A 23,927-nucleotide genomic window follows, 5' to 3' on the forward strand; every position below is an offset into this window, starting at 1 on the left:
TCCCAGCGTAGTTGAGAACCTCAGCGATGATTTTTGATTTGGAGAAAGTTCCCTCTGCTCAAATCGATTTGAGGTCGCTGTGGCCTGCTGTAATGCGGAGACCTTCGAAAGGGGCTCTGGAAATGCCTTGCCATGAAGTGACGAGAGGACTATGGCGCGTAGCGACATCCAACGGCCGCATGAGGGGCAAACAGTGATAATACAATACTATCTGCACATATGTTCACATATAAATAATTAACGATATTGCGCTAGGTCGATGTATTGCGATTACAATTCACCGTAGAAATCTTTGGACAGATTCATGCAGAGGAGATATTGCATGAAGCTCGATGAGCTAGAAATCGGCAAGGACGCCATCATCGAATCGGTCGATTCCGGCGATGCCGTCCTGCGGCAGCACATCTTCGATATGGGGCTCACCCCCGGCACTGAAGTGACCATGATGAAGTACGCCCCCATGGGCGACCCGCTCGAAATTCGCCTGCGCGGCTACGAGCTCACGCTGCGCCGAGCCGACGCCGCGCGCATCTCGCTCGCGAACGTGCACGACGCCCATGACTGTCCGCGCAAGAACCCGCAGGCGAGCACGGCGGCTCACCCGGCGTTCGGCGAGGAGCCCGCGCGCCCGCGCCGCGAGGGGGCGGCGCCCCTTCCCGAGACCGCGCCCCTGCGCTTTGCCCTCGCCGGTAACCAGAACTGCGGCAAAACGACGCTTTTCAACCAGCTCACCGGCTCCAACCAACATGTGGGCAACTTCCCAGGCGTGACGGTGGACCGCAAGGACGGCCAGATCAAGGGGCACGCAAACGCCACCATCACCGATCTGCCGGGCATCTACTCGCTTTCGCCCTACACGAGCGAGGAGGTCGTGAGCCGCCAGTTCATCTTGGAAGAGCAGCCGGACGCGATCATCGATATCGTGGACGCCACGAACATCGAACGGAACCTCTACCTTACCTTGCAGCTTATGGAGCTTGATCGGCCCATGGTGCTCGCCCTCAACATGATGGACGAGCTTACCGAGAACGGCGGCACGGTGGACGTGAACGCGCTCGAGGCAGCGCTCGGCATACCGGTGGTGCCCATCTCGGCGGCGAAGAACGAGGGCACGGGCGAGCTCGCCGAGCACGCGCTGCACGTGGCGCGGTATCGCGAGCACCCTGGCCGGCTCGACTTCTGCGCGGCGGACGGTCCGGACGGCGGTGCGCTCCACCGCTGCATCCACGGCATCTGCCACCTGATCGACGACCACGCCCAAGCGGCGCGCATACCCGTACGCTTCGCCGCGACCAAGCTGATTGAGGGAGACCGGCTGGTTACGCAGGCCCTCGCGCTCGAACAGAACGAGCTCGACGCCGTAGAGCACATCATCTGCCAGATGGAGGAGGAAGCCGGCACCGACCGCATGGCTGCCCTCGCCGACATGCGCTTCTCGTTCATCGAGGGGGTGTGCGACCAGAGCGTGGTAAAGCCCCATGAGAGCCGCGAGCACCTGCGCTCTGTTGCCGCCGACCGTATCCTTACCGGCAAGTACACGGCCATACCCGTGTTCATCCTCATCATGGTGCTCGTGTTTTGGATCACCTTCGACGCGGTGGGGCAGCGCCTCTCCGATCTGCTCGAACTCGGCATCGAGGCATTCACCGGCGTGGTTGATCAAGCGCTCACGTCGTTCGGGCTCAACCCGGTCGTGCACTCGCTCGTGATCGACGGCATCTTCGCCGGCGTGGGCAGCGTGCTCTCGTTCCTGCCCATCATCGTGGTCCTGTTTCTGCTGCTATCCATCCTGGAGGACTCGGGCTACATGGCGCGCGTCGCCTTCGTGATGGATAAGATCCTGCGCAAGCTGGGCCTTTCCGGGCGGAGCTTCGTGCCCATGCTCATCGGTTTCGGCTGCAGCGTGCCCGCCATCATGGCCACGCGCACCCTCCCTTCTGAGCACGACCGCAAGATGACGGTCATGCTCACGCCGTTCATGAGCTGCTCAGCCAAGCTGCCGGTGTACGCCCTGTTCTCGGCGGCGTTCTTCCCCGACCATGCTCCGCTCGTTATGGTCTCGCTCTATATCATGGGCATGGTCGTGGGCGTGCTTGTGGCGCTCGTGCTCAAGGGGACGGCGTTCAAGGGCGACCCCGTTCCGTTTGTGATGGAGCTTCCCAACTACCGTCTGCCCTCGGCCAAGACGACGATCCGCCTGGCGTGGGATAAAGCCAAGGGCTTTGTGACCAAGGCGTTCACCATCATCTTCGCGGCGAGCGTGATCATCTGGTTCCTGCAAACGTTCGACCTTCGCTTCGATGTGGTGGCAGACCAGTCCCAGAGCATGCTTGCGGGGCTGGGCACGTTCATCGCGCCGCTGTTCGCGCCGCTTGGCTTTGGGAGCTGGATTGCGGCTGCTGCCATCGTTGCGGGTTTTGGGGCCAAGGAGAACGTCGCGGCGACGCTTACCGTGCTCATGGGCGGATCGGTCGCGGGCCTCGCTACGCTCTTCACGCCGCTGACGGCCTATGTGTTCCTGACATTCGTCCTGCTGTACACGCCCTGCGTGGCAGCGGTATCCGCAGTGCGAAACGAGCTTGGCACGCGCATGATGTGCGCCGTGGTCCTCATGTAGTGCGGCGTGGCGTGGCTGGTGGCCTTGGCCGTGCGGCTGATTGGCTTGGCGCTGGGCTTAGCGTAGCGGCTGATTGGCGATTTTGGGAGCGGTCACGTAGTTTTTCTTCCGAAAGCCTGTATTTCTGGCAGTTATTTCAACTATGAACGATTCGCGGGGGCATCGGCAGCTGTCGATGCCCCCGCGATGCCTATGCGTGTGTCAAAATCGCAGGATTTTATTGGCTGGCCGTCCCCGTGGCCCCGATGAGGCACGGCAAAGCCCGCGCCTCATCGTTCATAGTTGAAATAACTGCCACAAAAAACGCGTTTCACGCAAAAAGTGCGGCAGCGGGACGCGGTGCTACGCGCCGGCCACCTGAACCTGGCAGCTGCGCATGGTCGCAAGCGCGGCTTCGTGCGCCTCGGGCGTGACGCCGGCGCAGAGGCGCGCGTCTACACTTACGGGTACCTCGGGAAGGGCCGCCTTGATGAGCAACGCGTTCGAAACCACGCAGATATCGGTGCACACGCCGATAAGCTCGATGGACTCAATCGGCTCGGCTGCGTTGGCGTGCGTCAGGTAGTGGACGAGTTCCGTGGAGCCAAAGGTCGGCTTCTCAAACACGCGGGCATCGCGCTCGCGCTGGACGTCGGCGAGTTCGGGGATGAGCTGCCAGCCCTCGGAGCCCTTGATGCAATGGGGGACGGGGAGGTTTTTGCCTTCCTGCGTCTCGGGGTAATCTTCGCCGTGGGTGTCGAGCGTGAAGAGTACCTCGCCATCGAACGCGCGCGCAGCTTCGACGACCGCGGGGGCGATCCCCTGTGCCTCGGTGGTGCCGAGCGCGCCGGTCACGAAGTCGTTCTGCATATCGATGACGATGAGATATCTGCGAGCCATGGAGCCTCCTTGCATGGGGATGGTGTTTGCGTCATGGTAGCAGAAGAGGAGGGGCGCGCGGCGAGCTACCGATGCGCCGTAACCTGCCGGTTATGTGGTGAGAGGAGCTAGGCGATGGGGGAGTACCAGCACATCACGCATGGATTCGATCCGATCTTCGATGAGCGCTCGCGCGTGCTGGTGCTGGGCTCGTTTCCCTCGGTGCTTTCGCGCGAGAACGCGTTCTATTACGGTAACCCGCAAAACCGTTTCTGGCGCGTGATCGCGGCTTGCGTGGGCGCACCCGTTCCACCGAACGAGGGTGATGCCCTCCCGGGCGGCATCCCCGCTTCGCTCGCCGCTTCCATCGAGGCAAAGCGCGAGTTGCTGCTTGGGCACGGCATCGCGCTCTGGGATGTCATCGAGAGCTGCGATATCAAGGGCTCTTCCGACGCAAGCATTAAAAATGTGGTGCCCGCGCGCATCGAGCGCATCGTGGGTTCGGCGCACATCGGGGCGGTGTTTTGCAACGGCGGCACGGCAGGGCGGTTATATCGTCGGTACCTGCAAGATCGGACCGGCATTCCGGCGGTGGTGCTGCCTTCGACCAGCCCGGCGAACGCGTCGTGGAGTCTCGAGCGCTTGGTGGAGCGGTGGTCCCAAGCGTTCGGCGAGCTTGCCCGCTGACGAATCGGCGGCTAACCGTTGCCCGCCGACGAGGGTATTTACCATTGCCTGCCGGTCGACTGGCAATTCGCCGGTGCCCGCCGACGAGGGCTATTCGCCAAGCCTTCGACATTTGGATACCACGGAGCGCCACAACGTGTGAGGTGAGGCAACGATGACGCTCGGGGCTCGGTGCCTGGCATCGAGGTTTTCAGTGCCGGCGCCCAAGATGCCTTCCACCTCGTCAAGCGAGCGGCCGAGCCTCACGGCGGCGACCAGGCAATCGACGGCCTCGGAAACATCTCGGCGCCACGCACCGAGTCGCGGCGTTCTCATCAGGCGGGGGAACAGCGCTCCGTCGGTTACGATGACGCCGCCGATCCAGGGGTGCCCCGCGCTTTGGCAGGCAGATGCCGCGCGCGCGACAACTTCGCGCGCGTCTGAGCCGTCGTGCGCGTTCCCCGCGGCGAGCATGCCGATGGGAGTGCCGGGGCGGATCGCGTCGTTCGCCGCCGCGCTGCCGTCTTGCAGTGCCGCGCATAACGTTGCTGCGGCATCCGGTGCCCCTGTTGTGCAGCACGCGGCGCAAATCACAACGTCGCAGCCTGTGAGGCCCCCCGCTTCCAAGGTCGCTGGCAAGTGGTAGCCTACTTCAAGGCGAGCTCGAACAAACCGTGGCGCAACCGCTGCTGTTCCATTCTGCCGTGCCGATATACGCGTGTACGCAGCGAGCGCATCTGCGAAGTCGTCGAGCAATAACGCGGCAGGGCTTGGGTTAGGGTTTGGACCTTCGCCGGGGTGCTGCGGCCCGCTGCCCTCACCAGCGTGCCGTGACCCGCAAACCTGGCCGGGGTGCCGAGACTCGCAGCCCTCGTCAAGCTCGATGAGCCCCACGCGCAGCCCTGCTGCCTCGCGTGCCCCTTTCGTCGCGGCCGTCACGATTCCCCCTCCGCCTGCTCGATGACGCAGACGCTTTCGGCGAGGTTGGTCGCTTGCGGCGCATTCTGCGCGTGCGTCTTGATCGATACCTGCACGTGCTGGCCTACCGCAGGCGCAAAGGGATCGGTCTCGGTCTCTTCGGGCACCTCGCCATCCTGTTCGATGGCGTGCGAGTACATGGTGTTGCTGTCAACGGAAATAACCCAGTAACGGTAGTCATACCCGCGGCCGAGGTCTACGACGAAGTCGTCACTGGCCCGGTCGCTCGCCACCACGGTTCCCTCAATGACGTGCAGATCGGGTTTTGCGGTAACGCAGCAGACGATGAATGTGGCAGCTGCGATGCCGAGCAAGGCCAGGCAAGCGATCTTGAGCCATCGGCCGGATGGTTTTTGGTGCGCAGGGGGCGCGGAGTCGCTGCCTGGCACGTCGGCGTCGGCTGCCGTTCCGGCTTCGCTGCAAGCGGCCCGAGGCTCTACGTCGTACCCGGCGCGCCTGTCTTCCTCGCGGGCGTCGTTCCGAACGTCATCCATGAGCGTCGCCATGCCCACTCCGTAGAGCTCGGCCAGCGCGAACAGGTTTTCGGTGCTCGGCAGGGCGTCGCCGCATTCCCACTTGGAAACCGCCTGGCGGCTCACCGCAAGCTTACGCGCGAGTTCCTCTTGGCTCAAGCCGTTGGCGCGGCGGAGGTCGTGCAGGCGTTGGGCAAGTTGTCCGTTCATGGGAGCCTCCCGGTCAAACGATGCGATCAGGCGATGCGGCGTGGATGTCGCTTACCACATAGTCTATGCGCCGCGCCCGTGCGCGCCACCATGTTCGCCTTGCAATTGTGCAACTTGCGGTTGCGGGGCGGCGAAACGTCTGGCGTTGCGGTGAAGCACCCTGCGCTGTGCTGAAAACCCTGCGTCGCGACGAGACGCCTAGCGTTGCGCTGAAAAACCCAACGCCGCGACGAAGCGCCCGGCACCGCGCTGAAACACCCGGCACTGCGCTGAAACACCCGGCACCGCGCTGAAACACCTTCTGCCGTGCTCAGCACCATCCCGCGCACTGCGATCGAGCCCTATTCGCTCCCCAGGAACGCGCCCGACTGGCGGCTCCACAGTTGTGCATATTCGCCGCCAGCGTGTACCAGGTCGGCATGGCGGCCGTCCTCCACGATTTCGCCGTCGCGAATCACCACGATGCGATCGAGCGCGGCCACGGTGGAGAGCCGGTGGGCGATCACGAGCGATGTGCGGCCGCGCATGAGGTTTTCGAGCGCATCCTGGATGAGCTTCTCGCTCTCGGAGTCAAGCGCGCTCGTTGCCTCGTCGAGTACGAGGATCGGCGCGTCCATGAGGATGGCGCGCGCGATGGCGATACGCTGGCGCTGCCCGCCCGAGAGCTTCACGCCGCGTTCGCCTACCTGCGTGTCGAGCCCGCGCGGCAGCTTCTCGATGAACTCGAGCGCGTTGGCCTCGCGCGCCGCCTGTATAATCTCCTCCTCCGAGGCATCGGGCCGGCCGTAGGCGATGTTCTCGCGCACGGTGCGGTGAAACAGGAGCGGCTCCTGCGGCACGTAGGCGATATGCTGGCGCAAGCTTACTTGGCTCACGTGGGCGATGTCCTGCCCGTCTATCCGTATGCTGCCACCCGAGAGGTCTGCCAGGCGAAGCAGCAACGTGGTAAGCGTGGTCTTACCGGAGCCGCTGCGACCCACCAGACCCACACGCTGTCCCGCGGGGATGTGCAGGCTGAAACCGCGGAACACGGCGTCGTCGGCGCTGGCATCGGCATAATGGAAATCGATGTTGCTGAAATCGATGGCGCCTTCCGGTACGGCGAGCTCAGGCGCGCCGGGTTCATCTGCCACGAGACGCGGCTCGTCGAGCGCCACCGTGAGGTCGTGCGCCTCGCCGAACGAGCGGTTGATCTGCTGAAACATCTGGGAAAGCATGTTGAAGCGCCCCGTGAGCGAATTGGTATACGTGAACATCATGACGAGCGTGCCCGCGCTGATGCCGAACCACGCATTGCCGCCGGCGATGAACACCGCGACAAGCCCCATCATGAGCACGATGAGCGAACTCGTGACCGCGCCGGTTTTCACCGTGCGACGCATGCGCTGACTGTCGGCGGCCTTGACCTCTTGGTTGGCCTGCTCGAAGATGCTCTGCTCGTATGCCTCGCGTCCGGCTGTCTTCACCGCCAATATATTAGTGATGGAGTCCGAGAGCTCGCCGGAAAGGCGGTTCTGTGCAGCGGAGGCTGCTGCATTGATGGGGAGAATCTTGCGGTACAGCTTGAATACGATGGCCACGTATGCGATGAGCACCACGAGGAGCACCACAACATAGGCGGGGGCAAGTGGCGCAAGCATGCATATGGTGAGCACCGCGGTCGCTGCGGTGGGTAGCGCCGAGTAGGTGAAATTGTCCATGAGCAGGCTGTATGCGGATATAAACTTCTGCGTGGAGCTTACCAGCGAGCCGCCGAAGCGGTTGGTATGAAAGGTCATCGATTGGTTGGAGAGGGTGTCGAAGGCCAGGCGCCCCAGCTCGTAACCTGCGCGGATCTCAAGCTTGGCGCAGGCGTAGTCCTGCAGTTTGCTGCAAACCTGGCCGGCGATGTTCACGCCGATGAGCGCCAGGATGTATGGCCCGAAAGCGGTTAGGACCTCGTCCGGCCCCATGCCGCCTGCGCCTACCATGTCTACGATTTGGCCCACGATGAGCGGGCTTGCAAAAGTGAGGAAGAACACGTAGCCAAGCGTCACGGCGACATCGAGGACGAACATGGGGAGCTGGATGCGCGTGACGCCCCAAAAGTAGTGCAGCGTGCGGCGCGTGACGGAGGGGGTACGGCTGGACACGGCGTTCCTTTCAACGAGTTTTGCCCGGTATGGTACCGCAAGAGTAGAACGAGGTCATTGGGCGCGGTGCGCGGTCTGTAACGGTTTACTTGGCATTGTTTCCTCCGGTTGGAGGGGCATTCGGCATCGCTCGCGGACAGATATGTGCGGCTAGAATCGTCCGGCAAAGCCAAAATATTGTGTCGAAAGCAAAAAATGGCTAAAAATGTCGATTTCTGGCGATGGAAGAAGAGAAGCTGGATGGGACGGGCTCGCCCCATAGCGCAATTTGCGGGGCTGTGGGACGGTTATCAGGCAGGATACGCGTCTCCGATCCGTCAAGGGGGCTCCATGAAGGCCACGACACCCCCTCGACGCACGCGCGGATTGCCATAAATCGACATTTTTAGCCAAACTTGGCCTGCAGGCAAAGCAATTCGGCTTGCGCATCGTCTGAATGGAGCGTAGAAGGCCATCAACGAGGAAAATATGTGCACATTTCCTGCGCCACTGCCGCTTGTCGGTTGACGCGCGTTTGGCAACGCGGCATACTAACACCCGGTTCACGCACGGACCCGCTGCCAGAGACAGCCGGTGCCGCGGGGAGCACTTCGGTGCACACCCAAGGCTCAATGGGGAAACCCGCCAGCCGAGGTGGTCGAGCAGATAGCTCAACTTTGCATGTCTTCTCGCCCCCGTCGCTCACGCAGCGCGGGGGTTTCTTTTTGAAACGCGGAAACCTGGTTTCTGCGCTTCATTTCCGAGGCATCCCCGCCACAGTCTTCGGCGGCCCGTGCCCGGAAAAGCAACGAGGAGGTGTAACGAATGCCACAGCAGTACAAGATCGACAAAGTCGCCGAGATCGAGGAGCGCGTGGAGGCCAGCGCTGGCCTGTACGTGATGTCCTACAACGGTCTCACCGTGAAGCAGGCTCAGGAGCTGCGCCACGCGCTTCGCGAGGCCGGTGCGGAGATGAAGGTTTACAAGAACAACCTCGTCCGCCTCGCCCTCAAGAACCAGGAGCAGCCCGAGATTGACGATATCCTCGCCGGCCCGCTGGCTTACATCTTCTACAAGGAGGAGCCGGTGAGCTCTGCGAAGGTGCTCAAGGACTTCGCCCTGAAGGCCAAGGGTGTCATCGAGGTGAAGGGCGGTATCTCCGAGGGTAAGGCTATTACCGCGGAGGACGCCAAGGCCATGGCCGACCTGCCCACCAAGGATCAGCTCCTTGGCCAGATCGCCGGCCTCATCAACGGCTTCGCTCGCGACATCGCGGTCTGCGTCAACGGCGTGTCGAGCGGTCTCGCCCGTACCGTCCAGCAGATCTCCGAGCAGAAGGCTGCCTAGCAGCCGCGCGTGGCCTGGCCACGCACCCCGGCGCGCTCGCGCGCCACGTGAAGTTTCAGCTCTGCGCCCAGCGTTGGGCGTGGTAACCGAAAGGATTGCTTACCATGGCTAAGCTTACCAACGAAGAGATCATCGAGGCTCTTAAGGAAATGACCCTGCTCGAGGCTTCCGAGCTCGTCAAGGCCATCGAGGAGACCTTCGGCGTCTCCGCCGCCGCCCCCGCCGCCGTTGTGGCCGGCCCCGCTGCCGCCGCTCCCGCCGAGGAGGAGAAGACCGAGTTTGACGTCGTGCTCGAGGGCTTCGGCGACAACAAGATCCAGGTCATCAAGGTCGTCCGCGAGCTCACCAGCCTTGGCCTCAAGGAGGCCAAGGAGGTCGTCGAGAACGCTCCGAAGGCCGTGCTCGAGGGTGTCAAGAAGGAGGACGCCGACGCTGCCAAGGAGAAGCTCGAGGCCGCCGGCGCTGCCGTCTCCCTCAAGTAAGTTTGGGCAGGCGAAGCGCCTGCTCGGACATGCCGCATGATCGGCTGCAGCCCATGTGTTGCACTACGGGGTTCGAGATTCGTCTCGGGCCCCGTTTTTTTGCGCTCGCCTTCTTGTTTTTTAAGGCTGCGCTTCGTTTCGCAAAGCGAGGTCCTTGATCTTGCTATCTCTTGGGTGAGAAGCGGCAAAATCCAGGACCCCAATCGCAGCGCGTAGCGGGCGATTGGGGTGGCGCGGGCCTCGATAGCTCCCCAGGCATCCATTCACACGCGGAGGGCGACCGTTCGCGGTAGACATATGAGGGGGAGCCTTGGAATTTGCTTGAGATTTCCCGTGCATTTCATGTGTCGCGTTACTATGCTGTGCGAAGTTATTTCACGCCGCATGCCGGCGATGTCGCCCGAACCGGGCACGTTGAAAGGAACGCATCTGTGAAGGCCATCATCCCCGCCGCGGGCCTGGGCACCCGCTTCCTGCCGTCGACCAAGTGCACGCCCAAGGAAATGCTTCCCGTGCTTGACAAGCCGGTTATCCAGTACGTGGTAGAGGAGGCGCTCGAACCCGAGGAGGTTACGGACGCCATCATCGTGACGAGCCCCAACAAGCCGGAGCTCCTGAGCTACTTCCAGCCTGATACGGCCCTTGAACAGCTTCTGCGTTCTCGTGGAAAGACCGCTTATGCCGATGCCGTTGCCGAGGCGGGCGGCCTTCCCGTAGACTTCCGTTTCCAGTACAAGCCGAACGGCCTCGGCCATGCCATCCGCTCTGCGGCCGATGCCGTGGCGGGGGAGAGCTTCCTCGTGCTCCTCGGCGACTACGTGGTGCCGGCGCGCGACATCTGCGACAAGATGCTCGAGGTCAGCCGCGCCCATGGTGGCGCGAGCGTTATCGCTGTTGCGGCTTGCGCTCCGGAGGAGGTCTCGCGCTATGGCGTGATCGCGGGCGAGCGCGCGGGATCGCTTGCCGGCGCGGAGGACGTTGCCGACTGCGAACCCGGTGCCGTGTGGCGCATCTCGGGCCTCGTTGAGAAGCCCGATCCCGCCGACGCCCCCTCGAACCTTTACATCGTTGGTCGCTACCTGCTCTCGCCCCTCGTGATGGACCTGCTTGCCGATCAGGCTCCCGGTGCGGGCGGAGAGGTCCAGCTCACCGATGCCATGGCGCGCTCGCTCGATCGCGAGACCATGTATGCCGTCGTCATCGACCCGCTCAGCGGCTACGATACGGGCACCCCGTCCGGCTGGATGGCGACGAACGCCCTCATGGCCGCTTCCGACCCGCGTTTCCGTGACGAGTTCTGGGATGCCATCGAGGTGCGTGGCGGCCTCACGCGGTAGGCCCTCGAGCAGCTCATGCGGACAAAACCCACGCTGGCCATCGTAGTCCCCTGTTTCAACGAAGAGGAAGTGCTTCCGTACACGCTTCCTCGGTTCCTCGCAAAGCTTGGCGAGCTCATACGTAACAATCAGGTGGCTGAAGATAGCTTCCTCATGCTCGCTGACGATGGATCGTCGGATTCGACATGGGACATAATCTGTACACTCGCTCGGCATAACTCCCGCGTGCGCGGCATTCGCCAGAGCAGGAATCGCGGCCATCAGAACACCGTGCTCGCCGGCCTCATGGAGGTGAAGGATTGCTGTGACGCTTCCATCTCCATTGATTGCGATGGGCAAGACGATGTCGATGCGATGGATGAGATGATTTCGCGCTACCGAGAGGGCTTCGATGTCGTGTATGGCGTGCGTGGTAATCGCAGAACAGATGCTTGGTTCAAACGCACGACCGCTCGGGCATTCTATCGACTGCTTGGATGGCTCGGTGCCGAGGTGGTGTACGATCACGCGGACTATCGCTTACTTTCGGCTCCGGTTATGAAGGAGCTATCGGGGTTTCGCGAGGTGAACATCTATCTACGGGGCATGGTCCCCCTCGTGGGATTCAAAAGCTGCGAGGTTGTTTACGAGCGTTCGAAGCGCATCGCTGGAAGGTCTCGCTATTCCTTAATGAGCATGATCGGACTCGCGCTCGATGGCGTCACCAGTCTTACCATCAAGCCGATTCGCCTGGTCATGGCTTTGGGGGTTGTTATCTCTGTCGCAAGTTTCTTCGGCATCGTGTGGGCGGTGGCGAATGTTGTGATGGGGTGGGCTGTATCCGGTTGGGCGAGTACGATCAGTGTGATATGCCTTTTGGGCGGCGTCCAGCTCATATGCCTCGGTGTCATCGGGGAATATGTAGGCAAGACCTATCTCGAGACCAAGGCACGCCCGCGTTACATCATCTCCGAGCGCACGAGCTTCGAAGGTGATGGCAGTTCTCGGCCTGCTCAAGTTGCGCCGACGGATGCAGAGGAATCAGAACGCGGCGACGTGTGAGGGGGGGCAACGCGTGACAGACGGGACGGGAATGAGTTGTCAACGATGGTATCGCGTGGCGTGCGCCGTGTTGCTTCTTATGCTATGGGCCGTGCCGGTGTTTCGCACGTAGCCTCGGATTCTGGAGTCCGCGTGCTCTTCTGGCTGCACCGGACGTAAGATTTCGCATGCCGCTGGGCGGTGTCCCGTTCGCGTTGGGCACATCGTCTCACACAAAACTCATGAACAAATGTTCGATACGCCAGCAACAACCTGCGGATTTAATCGTAAAGAATTTTGCTACCCCAAAACAGTGCCTGCGTCAAGGAAAATCTTGCTAAACGGTAGGCGATTGGTAAACTTATAGGTTGCGAAACTGGCCCCATCAGGTGGATTGGATCCGGAAAGCGTGAGAGGCGGCTATGCCGCTCAAAGCGGGCGCGCATGCCCCGCGAGCGCTTCCGGCCACGCCGCCCATGAGGCCAACAAACCCGCCTTTTCAAGAAGGAGGAACAACCTGGTGGCAACATTAATTCCGCAGGCAACACCGACGGAGCGCGCTCGCGTCAACTTTGGCAAGATCGCGCCCTCCATGGAGCTTCCCAACCTCATCTCCGTGCAGAAGGAATCCTTCCAGCGCTTCATGGATGAGGGTCTCCGCGAAGCGTTCAAGGAGTCGAGCCCCATCCAGAGCCAGAACCACGTGCTGGAGGTCACCTTCGGTCATCACCAGTTCGGCGATGCTCCCCACACGGAGGACGAGTGCCGCGCCAAGGACATGACCTACCAGGCGCCGCTCCTCACTGAGGTTCGTCTCACCAACAAGGAGACGGGCGAGATCAAGGAGCAGCTCGTCTTCATGGGCGACTTCCCCATGATGACCGATCAGGGCACCTTCATCATCAACGGCACGGAGCGCATCGTCGTGAGCCAGCTCGTCCGTTCGCCGGGCGTGTACTTCTCGAGCGAGCAGGACGGCGTGGTCACGGACGCCAACGGCAAGACGACCCCCAAGGACATCTTCAAGGCGCAGGTCATCCCGGCCCGCGGCGCCTGGCTTGAGTTCGAGGTCGATAAGCACGACCAGCTCATGGTGTCCATCGACCGCAAGCGCAAGCAGTCTGCCACGATGTTCCTGCGCGCGCTCGGCATCGCGACCACCAACGACGAGATTCTCGAGCTCCTGGGCAACTCCGACGTGGTCAAGCGCTCCATCGAGCGCGACACCGCGCTTACCCGCGAGGACGCCCTCATCGAGATCTATCGTCGCCTGCGTCCGGGCGAGCCCCCCACTGTGGATGCCTCCCGCAGCCTCCTCGAGGGCCTGCTCTTCAATCCGCAGCGCTACGACCTGGCGCGCGTGGGCCGCTACAAGGTGAACAAGAAGCTCGGCCTCGCTACCGAGGAAGAGGTCAAGATCCTCACCGACGAGGACATCGTTGCCACGCTCCGTTACCTCCTTGCGCTCGCCGCGGGGGAGGACGGCTTCTACACCGATGACATCGACCACTTCGGCAACCGTCGCGTGCGCACCGTGGGCGAGCTCGTTGCCAACCAGTTCCGCATCGGCATGAGCCGTATGGAGCGCGTGGTGCGCGAGCGCATGAGCTCTCAGGATATCGACGAGATCACCCCGCAGAGCCTCATCAACATCCGCCCCATCGTGGCCGCCATCAAGGAGTTCTTCGGCTCCTCGCAGCTTTCCCAGTTCATGGACCAGGCGAACCCCCTCACGGGCCTTACCCACAAGCGCCGTCTCTCGGCCCTCGGCCCCGGCGGTCTTGCGGGCCACAAGTCCGGCTCCAGCCGCCGCACCAACGTGCCCACGGCCGTCCGCGACGTCCATAACTCGCACTACAGCCGTATGTGCCCGATCGAGACCCCCGAAGGTCCCAACATCGGCCTTATCGGCTCGCTCGCGCTCTATGCCCGCGTGAACGAGTACGGCTTCATCGAGGCTCCGTACCGCCGCGTGGAGAATGGCCGCGTCACCGACCAGATCGACTGGATGACCGCCGATGAGGAGGAGAACCACATCATCGCGCCGGCGAACACCCCGGTCGATCCCAAGACCAACGAGTTCGTGACCACCGACATCGACGGCAACATCGTGCGCCCGCACACCATCGTGGCCCGTACGCGTGACTACGACGGCAAGTTCGGTGCTCCCGCAGACGTTCTGGTTGAGGAAGTCGACTACATGGACGTCTCGCCGCGCCAGATGATTTCGGTCGCCGCCACCCTCATTCCGTTCCTCGAGCACGACGACGCCAAGCGTACCCTCATGGGTGCGAACATGCAGCGCCAGGCCGTGCCGCTCATCCACCCGGCCGCTCCGTACGTGGGCACGGGCATGGAGCGCCGCGCCGCGCTCGACTCGGGCGAGGTCACGCTTGCCAAGCACGACGGCGAGGTCGTGTTCGCCGACGCCGCGAAGATCACCATCAAGACCTCCGCGGGCCTGGAGGAGTACCGCCTGCCCAAGTACCAGCGCTCCAACCAGTCGACCTGCATCAACCACCGCCCGCTCGTGCGCGTGGGCGATACGGTTGCCGCCGGTGAGCCCATCGCCGACGGCCCCTCGACCGATCACGGCGAGCTCGCGCTCGGCCAGAACCTGACCGTGGCCTACATGAGCTGGGAAGGCTACAACTACGAGGACGCCATCGTGGTGTCCGAGCGCGTGGTGGCCGAGGACCTGCTCACCACCATCAACATCTCGCGTCACGAGATCGACGCGCGCGACACCAAGCTCGGCCCCGAGGAGATCACCCGCGAGGTGCCGAACCTCTCCGAGGACATGCTCGCGAACCTCGACGATGACGGTATCATCCGCATCGGTGCCGAGGTGGGCCCGGGCGACATCCTGGTGGGTAAGGTCACCCCGAAGGGCGAGAGCACCCAGACCGCCGAGGAGCGCCTGCTCAAGGCCATCTTCGGCGCCAAGGCCCACGACGTGCGCGACACCTCGCTCAAGATGCCGCACGGCGCCTATGGCCGCGTCATCGACGTGGTGCGCTTCAGCCGCGAGAACGGCGACGACCTTGCGCCCGGCGTGAACGAGCAGGTGCGCGTCTACGTTGCCCAGCGCCGCAAGATCCAGCAGGGCGACAAGATCGCCGGTCGCCACGGCAACAAGGGTGTTATCTCCGAGATCCTGCCGGTCGAGGACATGCCCTACATGGCCGACGGCACCCCGGTGGACGTCATCCTGAACCCGCTCGGCGTGCCTTCGCGTATGAACGTGGGCCAGCTCCTCGAGTGCCACCTCGGTTGGGCTGCTGCCGCTGGCTGGGATGTGGACGACGCCGATTCCGACAAGTACGTGCCCGGCCCGTTCTTCGTCTCGACGCCCGTCTTCGACGGCGCCACGGAGGACGAGATCGCCGAGGTCATCCGCCGTGCCAACAAGAACATGCTCAACCTTGCCACCGAGCGCTATGGCGAGCACATGGACCCCAAGTTCGTGACCCAGCTCGACGAGCGCGGCAAGACCACGCTTTACGACGGTCGCTCCGGCGAGGAGTTCCGCGAGCCCATCACGGTTGGCACCTCCTACATCCTGAAGCTCGGCCACATGGTCGACGACAAGATCCATGCGCGCTCGACGGGCCCCTACAGCCTCGTGACCCAGCAGCCGCTGGGCGGCAAGGCTCAGTTCGGTGGCCAGCGCTTCGGCGAGATGGAGGTCTGGGCGCTCTACGCGTACGGCGCCTCCAACGTGCTGCAGGAGATCCTCACCGTTAAGTCCGACGATACCGTGGGCCGCGTGAAGGCCTACGAGTCCATCGTCAAGGGCGAGAACATCCCCACGGCCGGCATCCCCGAGTCGTTCAAGGTGCTCGTCAAGGAGATCCGCTCGCTCGCGCTCGACATCGAGCCGCTGCATGAGGCGGAGCCCGCTGCGAAGGCGCAGGTCGCGGATAAGGCCGATGAGGCCCTGCCCGTCGATCCCCTCGCCGACGAGGCCGTGCTCGGTGACGACGATCTGATCGCCGATGCCGCCGAGGTCTCGCTTCCCGACCTCGCCGCCACGACCACAGATAAGGAGTAGTTGACTGTGGCAGATTTCGAAGCTACTGATTTTGACGCGGTAAAGATCTCGCTGGCCAGCGCCGACCAGATTCGCTCTTGGTCCAAGGGCGAGGTCAAGAAGCCCGAGACCATCAACTACCGCACCTTGAAGCCGGAGAAGGACGGCCTGTTCTGCGAGAAGATCTTCGGACCTTCCAAGGACTGGGAGTGCTCCTGCGGCAAGTACAAGGGCATCCGTTTCAAGGGTATTGTCTGCGAGCGCTGCGGCGTCGAGGTGACCACCTCCAAGGTGCGCCGCGAGCGCATGGGCCACATCGAGCTGGCGGCTCCCGTGAGCCACATCTGGTTCTTCAAGAGCCCCACCAGCTTCCCCATGAGCCGTCTTCTGGACATCAAGTCCAAGGACCTCGAGAAGGTGCTCTACTTCGCGAGCTACATCATCACGCACGTGGATTATGAGGCTCGTGAGGCCGATGCCGACGACCTGCGCGAAGAGCTCGCCGCCGACCTGGAGGAGCTCGATGCCGAGTGCACCCGCCAGATCGAGAGCCTGAAGGCCCAGGGCAACCCCGAGAACTTCGATGAGTTCAGCGACGAGGAGCCCCTGACCGAGGAAGAGATCGCCGCCGGTATCATCGATATCGAGGAGGAGACGAAGGACGAGAAGCAGCTCCGCACGGACGCCTTCGAGGCCTTCATGAAGCTCTCCGAGCGCGACCTCATCTCCGATGAGCCGCTCTTCCGCGAGATGAAGCGCTACTACAGCATGTATTTCTCCGGCGACATGGGCGCCGAGGCCATTCGCGACCTGCTCTCGCAGATCGACCTCAAGCAGGAGGCCGAGACCCTGAAGGCCATCATCGCCGACGAGGACGGCCGGAAGCAGAAGCGCGAGAAGGCAGTGAAGCGCCTTGAGGTCGTGGACGCCTTCCTCAAGGGCGGCAACGACCCCGCCAACATGATCCTCGACGTGATCCCCGTGATCCCGCCCGATCTGCGCCCGATGGTCCAGCTCGACGGCGGCCGCTTCGCCGCGTCCGACCTGAACGACCTCTATCGTCGCGTGATCAACCGTAACAACCGCCTGAAGCGCCTCTTGGACCTCGACGCCCCTGCGATCATCGTGAACAACGAGAAGCGCATGCTGCAGGAGGCCGTGGACGCGCTCTTCGACAACGGTCGTCGTGGACGCCCGGTGTCCGGCCGTGGCGGTCGCCCGCTCAAGTCGCTCGCCGAGGCCCTCAAGGGCAAGCAGGGCCGCTTCCGCCAGAACCTGCTCGGTAAGCGCGTGGACTACTCCGGCCGTTCGGTTATCGTTACCGACCCCAAGCTCAAGCTGCACCAGTGCGGCCTGCCCAAGACCATGGCCCTCGAGCTCTTCAAGCCCTTCGTCATGAAGCGCCTCGTGGAGCTTGGCAAGGTCGAGAACATCAAGGGCGCCAAGCGCGCCATCGAGCGCAACGCGAGCTTCGTCTGGGACATCCTGGAAGAGGTCATCGACGGTCGCCTGGTGCTGCTCAACCGCGCACCGACCCTGCACCGTCTCTCCATCCAGGCGTTCGAGCCCGTGCTCGTCGAGGGCAAGGCCATCCACCTTCACCCGCTCGTCTGCGAGCCCTTCAACGCGGACTTCGACGGCGACCAGATGTCAGTGCACGTGCCGCTCTCGCAGCAGGCGCAGGCCGAGGCCCGCGTGCTCATGCTCAGCTCCAACAACCTGCGCTCGCCGGCGTCCGGCAAGCCCGTGAACACCCCGCGCCAGGACATGATCATCGGCGTGTACTACCTCACCCAGGCCCGCGACGGGCTGGCGGGCGAGGGCCACGTGTTCGCGAGCTTCGATGACGCCATGAACGCCTACGACGCCCGCACCGAGATCGACCTTCAGGCCAAGATCCAGGTGCGCGTGGCCGGCGAGGACGCCAACGTCGAGAACGAGGATGGCACCCGCCTGTTCCGCGTGAACAACGGCGGCGGCGACGTGTTGGAGCTCGACGTGACGGGCAACAAGACCGCTCGCTTCGAGACCACGATCGGCCGCATCATCTACAACCGCCAGTGCCTGCCGCGCGACTACGAGTACGTCAACTACAAGATGGGCTCGGGCGACGTGAAGAAGCTCGTGGCCGAGTGCTGCGACCGCTATCCGCAGGCCGAGGTTGCCGAGATGCTCGACAACATCAAGTACACCGGCTTCCACTACGCCACCCGCTCCGGCCTCACCATCTCGCTGTGGGACGCTCTCATCCCCGATGAGAAGCCCGAGATCCTGGCCGAGACCCAGGCGAAGGCCGACCAGATCAACGAGAACTTCGAGAACGGCCTTGTCACGAGCCGCGAGCGCCACAACGAGGTGGTCCAGGTGTGGACCGACGCCACCAACAAAGTCTCCGCGCTCATGCTCGACATGTTCGACGAGGAGAACCCGCTCTACATGATGGCCGACTCCGGCGCCCGTGGTTCCAAGACCCAGCTGCGTCAGCTCGGCGGCATGCGCGGCCTCATGGCCGACATGTCCGGCGAGACGATCGACCTTCCCATTAAGGCGAACTTCCGCGAGGGCCTGCTGCCGCTCGAGTACTTCATCTCGACCTACGGCGCTCGTAAGGGCCTCGTCGACACCGCTTCGCACACCTCCGACTCCGGTTACCTCACGCGTCGTCTGGTCGACGTGGGCCAGGACGTCATCGTGCGCGAGGAGGACTGCGGCACGACCGAGGGCGTGACCTACGACCTCATTCTCGAGTCCGGCGACATCAACGCCGACCTCGTGGGCCGCTGCTTCATCGAGGACGTCGTTGCAGCGGACGGCACCGTGCTCTTCCACAAGGACGAGTACATCGAGCGCGAGGCCGATCTCAAGAAGATGATTGACGCCGGCCTCACCAAGGTGAAGCTGAGGGCGCTCCTCACCTGCCGTTCTAAGCACGGTGTGTGCCAGAAGTGCTACGGTTGGGACCTTTCCACCCGTCGCCCGGTTGCCATCGGCACCGCGGTGGGCATCATCGCCGCCCAGTCGATCGGCGAGCCCGGCACGCAGCTTACGATGCGTACCATTCACTCCGGCGGCGTCGCGGGCGTTGAGGACATCACCCAGGGTCTGCCGACCGTTTCGCGTATGTTCGACATCGTCGGCAACGTGAACGAGAAGATCCTCGGTGCCGAGGCCGTGCTCGCGCCGCACTCCGGTATGGTCACCATCGGAACCGACGAGAGCGGCTACGTGGCCACCATCACCGATATGGACGACCCAACCCGCGTGCTCGACGAGATCCACATCCCGTCTTCCGCGCACCTGAGTCCCGGGTTCCGCGACGGCGAGACCTGCGAGGTGCGCGCCGGCGACCTGATCACCCGCGGCTTCGTGAACTTCCGCAACCTCCGCAAGCTCACGGACATCGAGACCACCATGCACACCTTCGTGCACTCGGTGAAGGACGTCTACAGCTCGCAGGGCGTCGACCTGAACGACAAGCACATCGAGGTGCTCGCGCGCCAGATGCTGCGCCGCGTTCAGATCACCAACCCCGGCGATTCCAAGTACCTGCTCGGTCAGTACGTCGACCGCTATGAGTTCGCCGATGAGGTCGAGCGCGTCGCCCGCCTGGGCGGCACCGCGCCCTCGGCCGAGCCGGTCATCCTTGGTACGCTGAAGGTTGCTTCCTCCATCGATTCCTGGCTTTCCAGCGCGTCGTTCATCCGCACTGCGGGCGTGCTCACCGAGGCCGCCATCGAGGGCAAGGTCGACCACCTCATGGACCTCAAGTCCAACGTCATCGTGGGTAAGAAGATCCCCGCGGGCACCGGTCTCAAGCCGTATGCCAACGCGACGCTGACCTACCGCACCCCCGAGGGCTACGTGGATGTGGACGGCCCCACCCTGCCGACCGCGCGCAGCCTTCCGGATTGGGCCCCCGCCGAGCTCAAGGAGCTCGACGAGCAGGTGCCGCAGGAGACGAGCTACGCCGGCTACGACGAGTTCGGCAGCGCCGACGGCTCCTTCACCCGCAACGGCCGTACGATTTCGGCCGAGGATGCGCGCCTGTACCTCTTCGACGACCTCGGCGTCTCGCAGCGCTGGACCAACAAGTTCAGCGAGGTGGGCATCGAGACCGTGGGCGACCTCATGGGCAAGAGCGAGGAGGACCTGCTTCGCATCGACGGCATTGGCGCCAAGGCGATCGAGGAGCTGCGTGACGGTCTCGAGGAGCACAACCTGCTCTACATCCTCGAGAACAACGAGGATGTTGCCGACGAAGAGGACCTCTCCCAGTTGCTCCAGATGGTGTTCTCGCCGGATGGTCCGGACGACATCCTGCTCGGCACGAGCGCGCCGCGCCACTACGAGGACGATGAGGAGATGATCGGTGCTCCGGCGGAGAGCTCTTCTGCCGACACCGCAAGCTCGGGCATCATCAACGAGGATATGCCCTCGCTGGAGGCTCTGCTCAACAAGCTCGTGGATACCGATGACGGCGACTCGCCCGAGGATCCGAACGGCCACAACAGCACGGAGGACTAGGTTTCCCGTGCGGTATAAGCCGTAGTGAAACGTTCGCACAAGGCCCGTCTCTTCGGAGGCGGGCCTTTTGTCAAATGGGGGACGGTCCCCGGTTTGGTGCGGAACGGGCTCGGTTTGACTCGGATCGGTTCCCGATATGGTCAGGGGGCAGTTCCCGACTTGGCCTGGGGCGGTCCCCGATATGGCCCCCCAACCCGATATTCCATTCGTTGATTACCCATTTGACATGCTTCGGCGGAACCGTGTACCAGTGAATCGTATTCATTCTCGTGCGATGATGATTCACCCCATTTGACACATTGCTCGTCGTAGCTGTGTTTCAGCGCATTTGGTTCGTGGATACCAGGTTCTGGTGTTTCATTCTCGTTTTCGGGCGAGGATCTGTGGGACCCGTGTTCCGGCGATTCATTTTCGGGCGACATTCGGACGCTCGCTGTGTTTTCGGGCGAAAATCTGCCGCCTCAGCGCTGTGATATGGCGATATTACGCCCGGCAACACCGGGCCTGTCCAGAAGTCGCCCGATAGCGCCGGGCGCGAAGAGTGCGTCCAGAATTTGCCCGAGAGCGCCGGGCGCGTCCAGAAGGCGTCCGGAACGTATGGATATGCGGGGCAAACGGGTACACTGGGACACAACATGTGCCCGCAGGCATGTGCAAATAGCAGAAACGACAGGCCAGTGAAGGCGGAAGGAGGCCCTATGCCCAAGATGGACGCGTCGCAGCGTTGGAAGAACCTGTTGCTCGCCGCGCTGGCGTTCGCGCTCATGATCGTGATGCCCGCCCTTGCGAGCTATGTCGTTTCGTATGCCATTATCTATGGTGCGGGCTTCGTTGGGGGAGAGCCTGCAATCGTGCGCGTCGCTGCGTTCATGAACGAGAACATGAACCTGTATTCCGCGCTCGTCTACCTCGTCTTCGGGATTCCCGTGTTGTTCTGGGTGCGAGGTATGCGCAACCGAGAGCGCGCTCGCCTACGCTACGCGCAGCTGGAGCAGCAGTTTTTGGAAAGCCATGATACCTATACCGAGCAGCAGCCGTTCGAGTCGGCGGCAGCTTCCGGGCAGCAGCCGTTCGTGCCCGCCGCCGCTCCCGGGCGACAGCCTCTTTCCGGGGGCGCTGATTCCTCGCAGCGCCCGATAGCATCGGCTACCGATTCCGCGTCGGCGTCTTTCCCGGAGCCTCCCCGCCCACCGGCGCGCTATATCTACTATGGTGACCGCCCAGTGGCATGGCAGCTTGCATCACAGGGTGGGTGCGTGCCCCAAGCTCAGGATGGGGGAGCGCCCCAAGCTCAAGCCTTTTCTTCTGTGCAAACCGAGCTGAGTCGGAGAGTGCATTCCAGGCCCACGGTGAACGCGCGGATCCAGGGGGTTGACCACAGACACTTCGTCGCGGCAGCGCTCATGGGGTATGGGATGCAAATCGTGACAACCCTCATCATGGTTCTGGTGAACGTACTGCTTCCTTCTGTTATGGAGGAGTACAACACGCTCGTCGACGGCTCGGGCATCACGACCTACGGGCTCATGTGGGTCATCTCAACGCTCGTTCTGCCACCTCTAGTGGAAGAGGCGGGGTTCCGCGGCCTGGGCCTTACCTATTTGGAGCGCGCCGGAGTGCCCTTTGCGGCGGCGAACATTGTGCAGGCGCTCGCATTCGGCATCTTCCACATGAATCTTACGCAGGGCATATACACCTTCGTGCTCGGCCTCGCACTTGGATACGTGACGCATCGGAGTGGATCGATCGCTCCCGCCATGCTTATGCATCTCGTCTACAACCTCATGGGAACCTTGGGGAGTGACCTCATCTACAGCTATCTGCCTGCGCCGTTCCTCATCCTCCTCATAACCAACGTCATTGCTCTCGTGTACGCTTTCCGCCTGCTTCGACCGAAGCAGGGGCGCGGTGCAGCGGCAACGCAAGCTTGACGCACTAAACCCTTTCGGGTTCATTTTCTTGACGAATGCACCGCACAAACCTGTCGAAATGCACGAAATCGGTAACATCAGCAAAGTTATGCTGAGCACTCGTCAAGAAAATGCGCACTGGGCCATGCGAGTGCGAAGCTAGGGGCGCCAATCAACCTGCACAGAGCGTATCCGGTCTCGAGCCGAGCGCTCGGGTGTGCCTCGCGACTCCTCCCAGCCACAAATGTGTGAAGAAATTCAGGAACTGCAGGAAAAGAAGGAAACGCCCGGATGCGTGGTCTGTTGACATCGCTTGTCAATGCGCGTATCTTAGCGAACTGCGTGTTTCGAAGGTGGATGCTGACGCCTCGATTCAAGCCGTTGCACCTCGTACAAGCTGGAATCATCTAAAGAAGGAGTACGCTTTGCCTACAATTAACCAGCTGGTCCTCAAGGGCCGCAAGTCTAAGCCCGCGAAGTCCAAGAACGCGGCACTGCAGCACAACCCGCAGAAGCGCGGCGTGTGCACCCGCGTGTTCACCACCTCCCCCAAGAAGCCGAACTCGGCTCTTCGTAAGGTGGCTCGTGTGCGCCTGGTCAACGGCATCGAGGTTACCGCTTACATCCCCGGTGAGGGCCACAACCTCCAGGAGCACTCCATCGTGCTCGTTCGCGGCGGCCGTGTGCGCGACCTCCCTGGTGTGCGTTACAAGATCATCCGTGGTGCCTACGACTGCGCTGCGGTTCAGAACCGTATGCAGTCCCGCTCCCGCTACGGCGCGAAGCGTCCCAAGAAGTAAGCAACCACCCAGATTCGTCCTGCGGCGTCGCCTGGCGAACGTCGCATGAACACTTTCACGCTAGAGGAGATTAAACTATGCCGCGTCGTGCATCTAAGACTCATCGTCGCGAGGTTATGCCGGATGCCGTGTATAACAACCGTCTCGTGACCCAGCTCATCAACAAGGTCCTTCTCGACGGCAAGAAGTCCGTCGCGGAGCGCATCGTCTACGGTGCTTTCGATCTGGTGGCCGAGAAGTCCGGCCAGGACGCCCTCGCCGTCTTCAAGAAGGCCATGGACAACGTCAAGCCCACGCTCGAGCTCAAGCCTCGCCGCGTTGGTGGCGCCACCTATCAGGTGCCTGTCGAGGTCAACTCCCGCCGCTCCACGCAGCTCGCGATCCGCTGGATCGTGAACTTCTCGCGCGCCCGCAAGGAGAAGACCATGGCCGAGCGCCTCGCCAACGAGATCCTCGACGCCTCGAACGGCGTCGGCGCTTCCATCAAGCGTCGCGAGGACCTCTTCAAGATGGCTGAGGCCAACCGTGCCTTCGCACATTACCGCTGGTAATCCAGGAAGG

General features: G+C 62.7%; 15 protein-coding genes. 11 read left to right on the forward strand and 4 right to left on the reverse strand.

Annotated elements, in window-relative coordinates; genetic code table 11:
• Positions 1-322 precede the first annotated feature (322 nt).
• Complete coding sequence (gene feoB, locus HGEM_RS02680) at positions 323-2,617, forward strand: ferrous iron transport protein B (RefSeq protein ID WP_019127861.1); 2,295 nt, start codon at positions 323-325, stop codon at positions 2,615-2,617.
• Between the two features lie 342 nt (positions 2,618-2,959).
• Here feoB and HGEM_RS02685 read toward each other — a convergent pair whose 3' ends face one another.
• Positions 2,960-3,496 carry a cysteine hydrolase family protein gene (locus HGEM_RS02685; protein WP_019127862.1) on the reverse strand — a complete coding sequence of 179 codons (537 nt, stop codon included), beginning with the start codon at positions 3,494-3,496 and terminating at the stop codon, positions 2,960-2,962.
• Between the two features lie 114 nt (positions 3,497-3,610).
• Here HGEM_RS02685 and HGEM_RS02690 point away from each other — a divergent pair, with 114 nt between their 5' ends.
• Positions 3,611-4,162 (forward strand): uracil-DNA glycosylase family protein, encoded by a 552-nt coding sequence (locus HGEM_RS02690; RefSeq protein WP_019127863.1) that lies wholly within the window; start codon positions 3,611-3,613, stop codon positions 4,160-4,162.
• A 90-nt stretch (positions 4,163-4,252) separates the two neighbouring features.
• Here the strand turns inward: HGEM_RS02690 and HGEM_RS02695 are convergent, their stop codons facing one another.
• The 3 genes from HGEM_RS02695 to HGEM_RS02705 all read right to left on the reverse strand — a co-directional run bounded on the left by HGEM_RS02695 (position 4,253) and on the right by HGEM_RS02705 (position 7,934).
• The gene (locus HGEM_RS02695; protein ID WP_019127864.1) at positions 4,253-5,080 is read right to left on the reverse strand and encodes a hypothetical protein; all 828 of its coding nucleotides are present in this window, start codon (positions 5,078-5,080) and stop codon (positions 4,253-4,255) included.
• Positions 5,077-5,802, reverse strand: coding sequence for a helix-turn-helix domain-containing protein (locus HGEM_RS09655; RefSeq protein ID WP_019127865.1), 726 nt, complete (start codon positions 5,800-5,802; stop codon positions 5,077-5,079). Before HGEM_RS09655 ends, HGEM_RS02695 begins: the two co-directional genes overlap by 4 nt.
• A gap of 341 nt (positions 5,803-6,143) precedes the next feature.
• Positions 6,144-7,934, reverse strand: a complete 1,791-nt coding sequence (locus HGEM_RS02705) for an ABC transporter ATP-binding protein (protein WP_019127866.1) — start codon at positions 7,932-7,934, stop codon at positions 6,144-6,146.
• 804 nt (positions 7,935-8,738) lie between these two features.
• Here HGEM_RS02705 and rplJ point away from each other — a divergent pair.
• The 9 genes from rplJ (at position 8,739) to rpsG (ending at position 23,917) form a co-directional block, all read left to right on the forward strand.
• Complete coding sequence (gene rplJ / locus HGEM_RS02710) at positions 8,739-9,260, forward strand: 50S ribosomal protein L10 (RefSeq protein ID WP_019127867.1); 522 nt, start codon at positions 8,739-8,741, stop codon at positions 9,258-9,260.
• A 104-nt stretch (positions 9,261-9,364) separates the two neighbouring features.
• Positions 9,365-9,742, forward strand: a complete 378-nt coding sequence (rplL, locus tag HGEM_RS02715) for a 50S ribosomal protein L7/L12 (protein ID WP_019127868.1) — start codon at positions 9,365-9,367, stop codon at positions 9,740-9,742.
• 431 nt (positions 9,743-10,173) lie between these two features.
• Positions 10,174-11,079: a UTP--glucose-1-phosphate uridylyltransferase gene (locus HGEM_RS02720; RefSeq protein ID WP_019127869.1), complete on the forward strand. Its 906-nt coding sequence runs from the start codon at positions 10,174-10,176 to the stop codon at positions 11,077-11,079.
• Positions 11,080-11,094: 15 nt separating this feature from the next.
• Positions 11,095-12,120, forward strand: coding sequence for a glycosyltransferase family 2 protein (locus tag HGEM_RS02725; protein WP_051008430.1), 1,026 nt, complete (start codon positions 11,095-11,097; stop codon positions 12,118-12,120).
• A 496-nt stretch (positions 12,121-12,616) separates the two neighbouring features.
• Positions 12,617-16,153, forward strand: coding sequence for a DNA-directed RNA polymerase subunit beta (gene rpoB / locus HGEM_RS02730; RefSeq protein WP_051008474.1), 3,537 nt, complete (start codon positions 12,617-12,619; stop codon positions 16,151-16,153).
• 6 nt (positions 16,154-16,159) lie between these two features.
• Positions 16,160-20,656, forward strand: coding sequence for a DNA-directed RNA polymerase subunit beta' (locus tag HGEM_RS02735; protein ID WP_035100595.1), 4,497 nt, complete (start codon positions 16,160-16,162; stop codon positions 20,654-20,656).
• Positions 20,657-21,354: 698 nt separating this feature from the next.
• Entirely contained in the window at positions 21,355-22,587 is a 1,233-nt protein-coding gene (locus HGEM_RS09660; protein WP_019127873.1) for a CPBP family intramembrane glutamic endopeptidase, read from the forward strand.
• Between the two features lie 404 nt (positions 22,588-22,991).
• Complete coding sequence (gene rpsL / locus HGEM_RS02745) at positions 22,992-23,366, forward strand: 30S ribosomal protein S12 (protein ID WP_019127874.1); 375 nt, start codon at positions 22,992-22,994, stop codon at positions 23,364-23,366.
• A gap of 77 nt (positions 23,367-23,443) precedes the next feature.
• Positions 23,444-23,917, forward strand: a complete 474-nt coding sequence (gene rpsG, locus HGEM_RS02750; RefSeq protein ID WP_022348926.1) for a 30S ribosomal protein S7 — start codon at positions 23,444-23,446, stop codon at positions 23,915-23,917.
• The last annotated feature ends 10 nt before the right edge of the window (positions 23,918-23,927 follow it).

The sequence above is a fragment of the Enorma massiliensis phI genome (assembly GCF_000311845.1).
Taxonomy (GTDB): domain Bacteria; phylum Actinomycetota; class Coriobacteriia; order Coriobacteriales; family Coriobacteriaceae; genus Enorma; species Enorma massiliensis.

Bases quoted from the DNA above. Each gene is read 5' to 3' on its own strand.
- rplJ (WP_019127867.1), top strand. From the start codon at position 8,739: ATGCCACAGCAGTACAAGATCGACAAAGTCGCCGAGATCGAGGAGCGC.
- HGEM_RS02690 (WP_019127863.1), top strand. From the start codon at position 3,611: ATGGGGGAGTACCAGCACATCACGCATGGATTCGATCCGATCTTCGAT.
- rpsG (WP_022348926.1), top strand. From the start codon at position 23,444: ATGCCGCGTCGTGCATCTAAGACTCATCGTCGCGAGGTTATGCCGGAT.
- HGEM_RS02725 (WP_051008430.1), top strand. From the start codon at position 11,095: ATGCGGACAAAACCCACGCTGGCCATCGTAGTCCCCTGTTTCAACGAA.
- HGEM_RS09660 (WP_019127873.1), top strand. From the start codon at position 21,355: ATGCCCAAGATGGACGCGTCGCAGCGTTGGAAGAACCTGTTGCTCGCC.
- HGEM_RS09655 (WP_019127865.1), bottom strand. From the start codon at position 5,802: ATGAACGGACAACTTGCCCAACGCCTGCACGACCTCCGCCGCGCCAAC.
- rplL (WP_019127868.1), top strand. From the start codon at position 9,365: ATGGCTAAGCTTACCAACGAAGAGATCATCGAGGCTCTTAAGGAAATG.
- feoB (WP_019127861.1), top strand. From the start codon at position 323: ATGAAGCTCGATGAGCTAGAAATCGGCAAGGACGCCATCATCGAATCG.
- HGEM_RS02685 (WP_019127862.1), bottom strand. From the start codon at position 3,496: ATGGCTCGCAGATATCTCATCGTCATCGATATGCAGAACGACTTCGTG.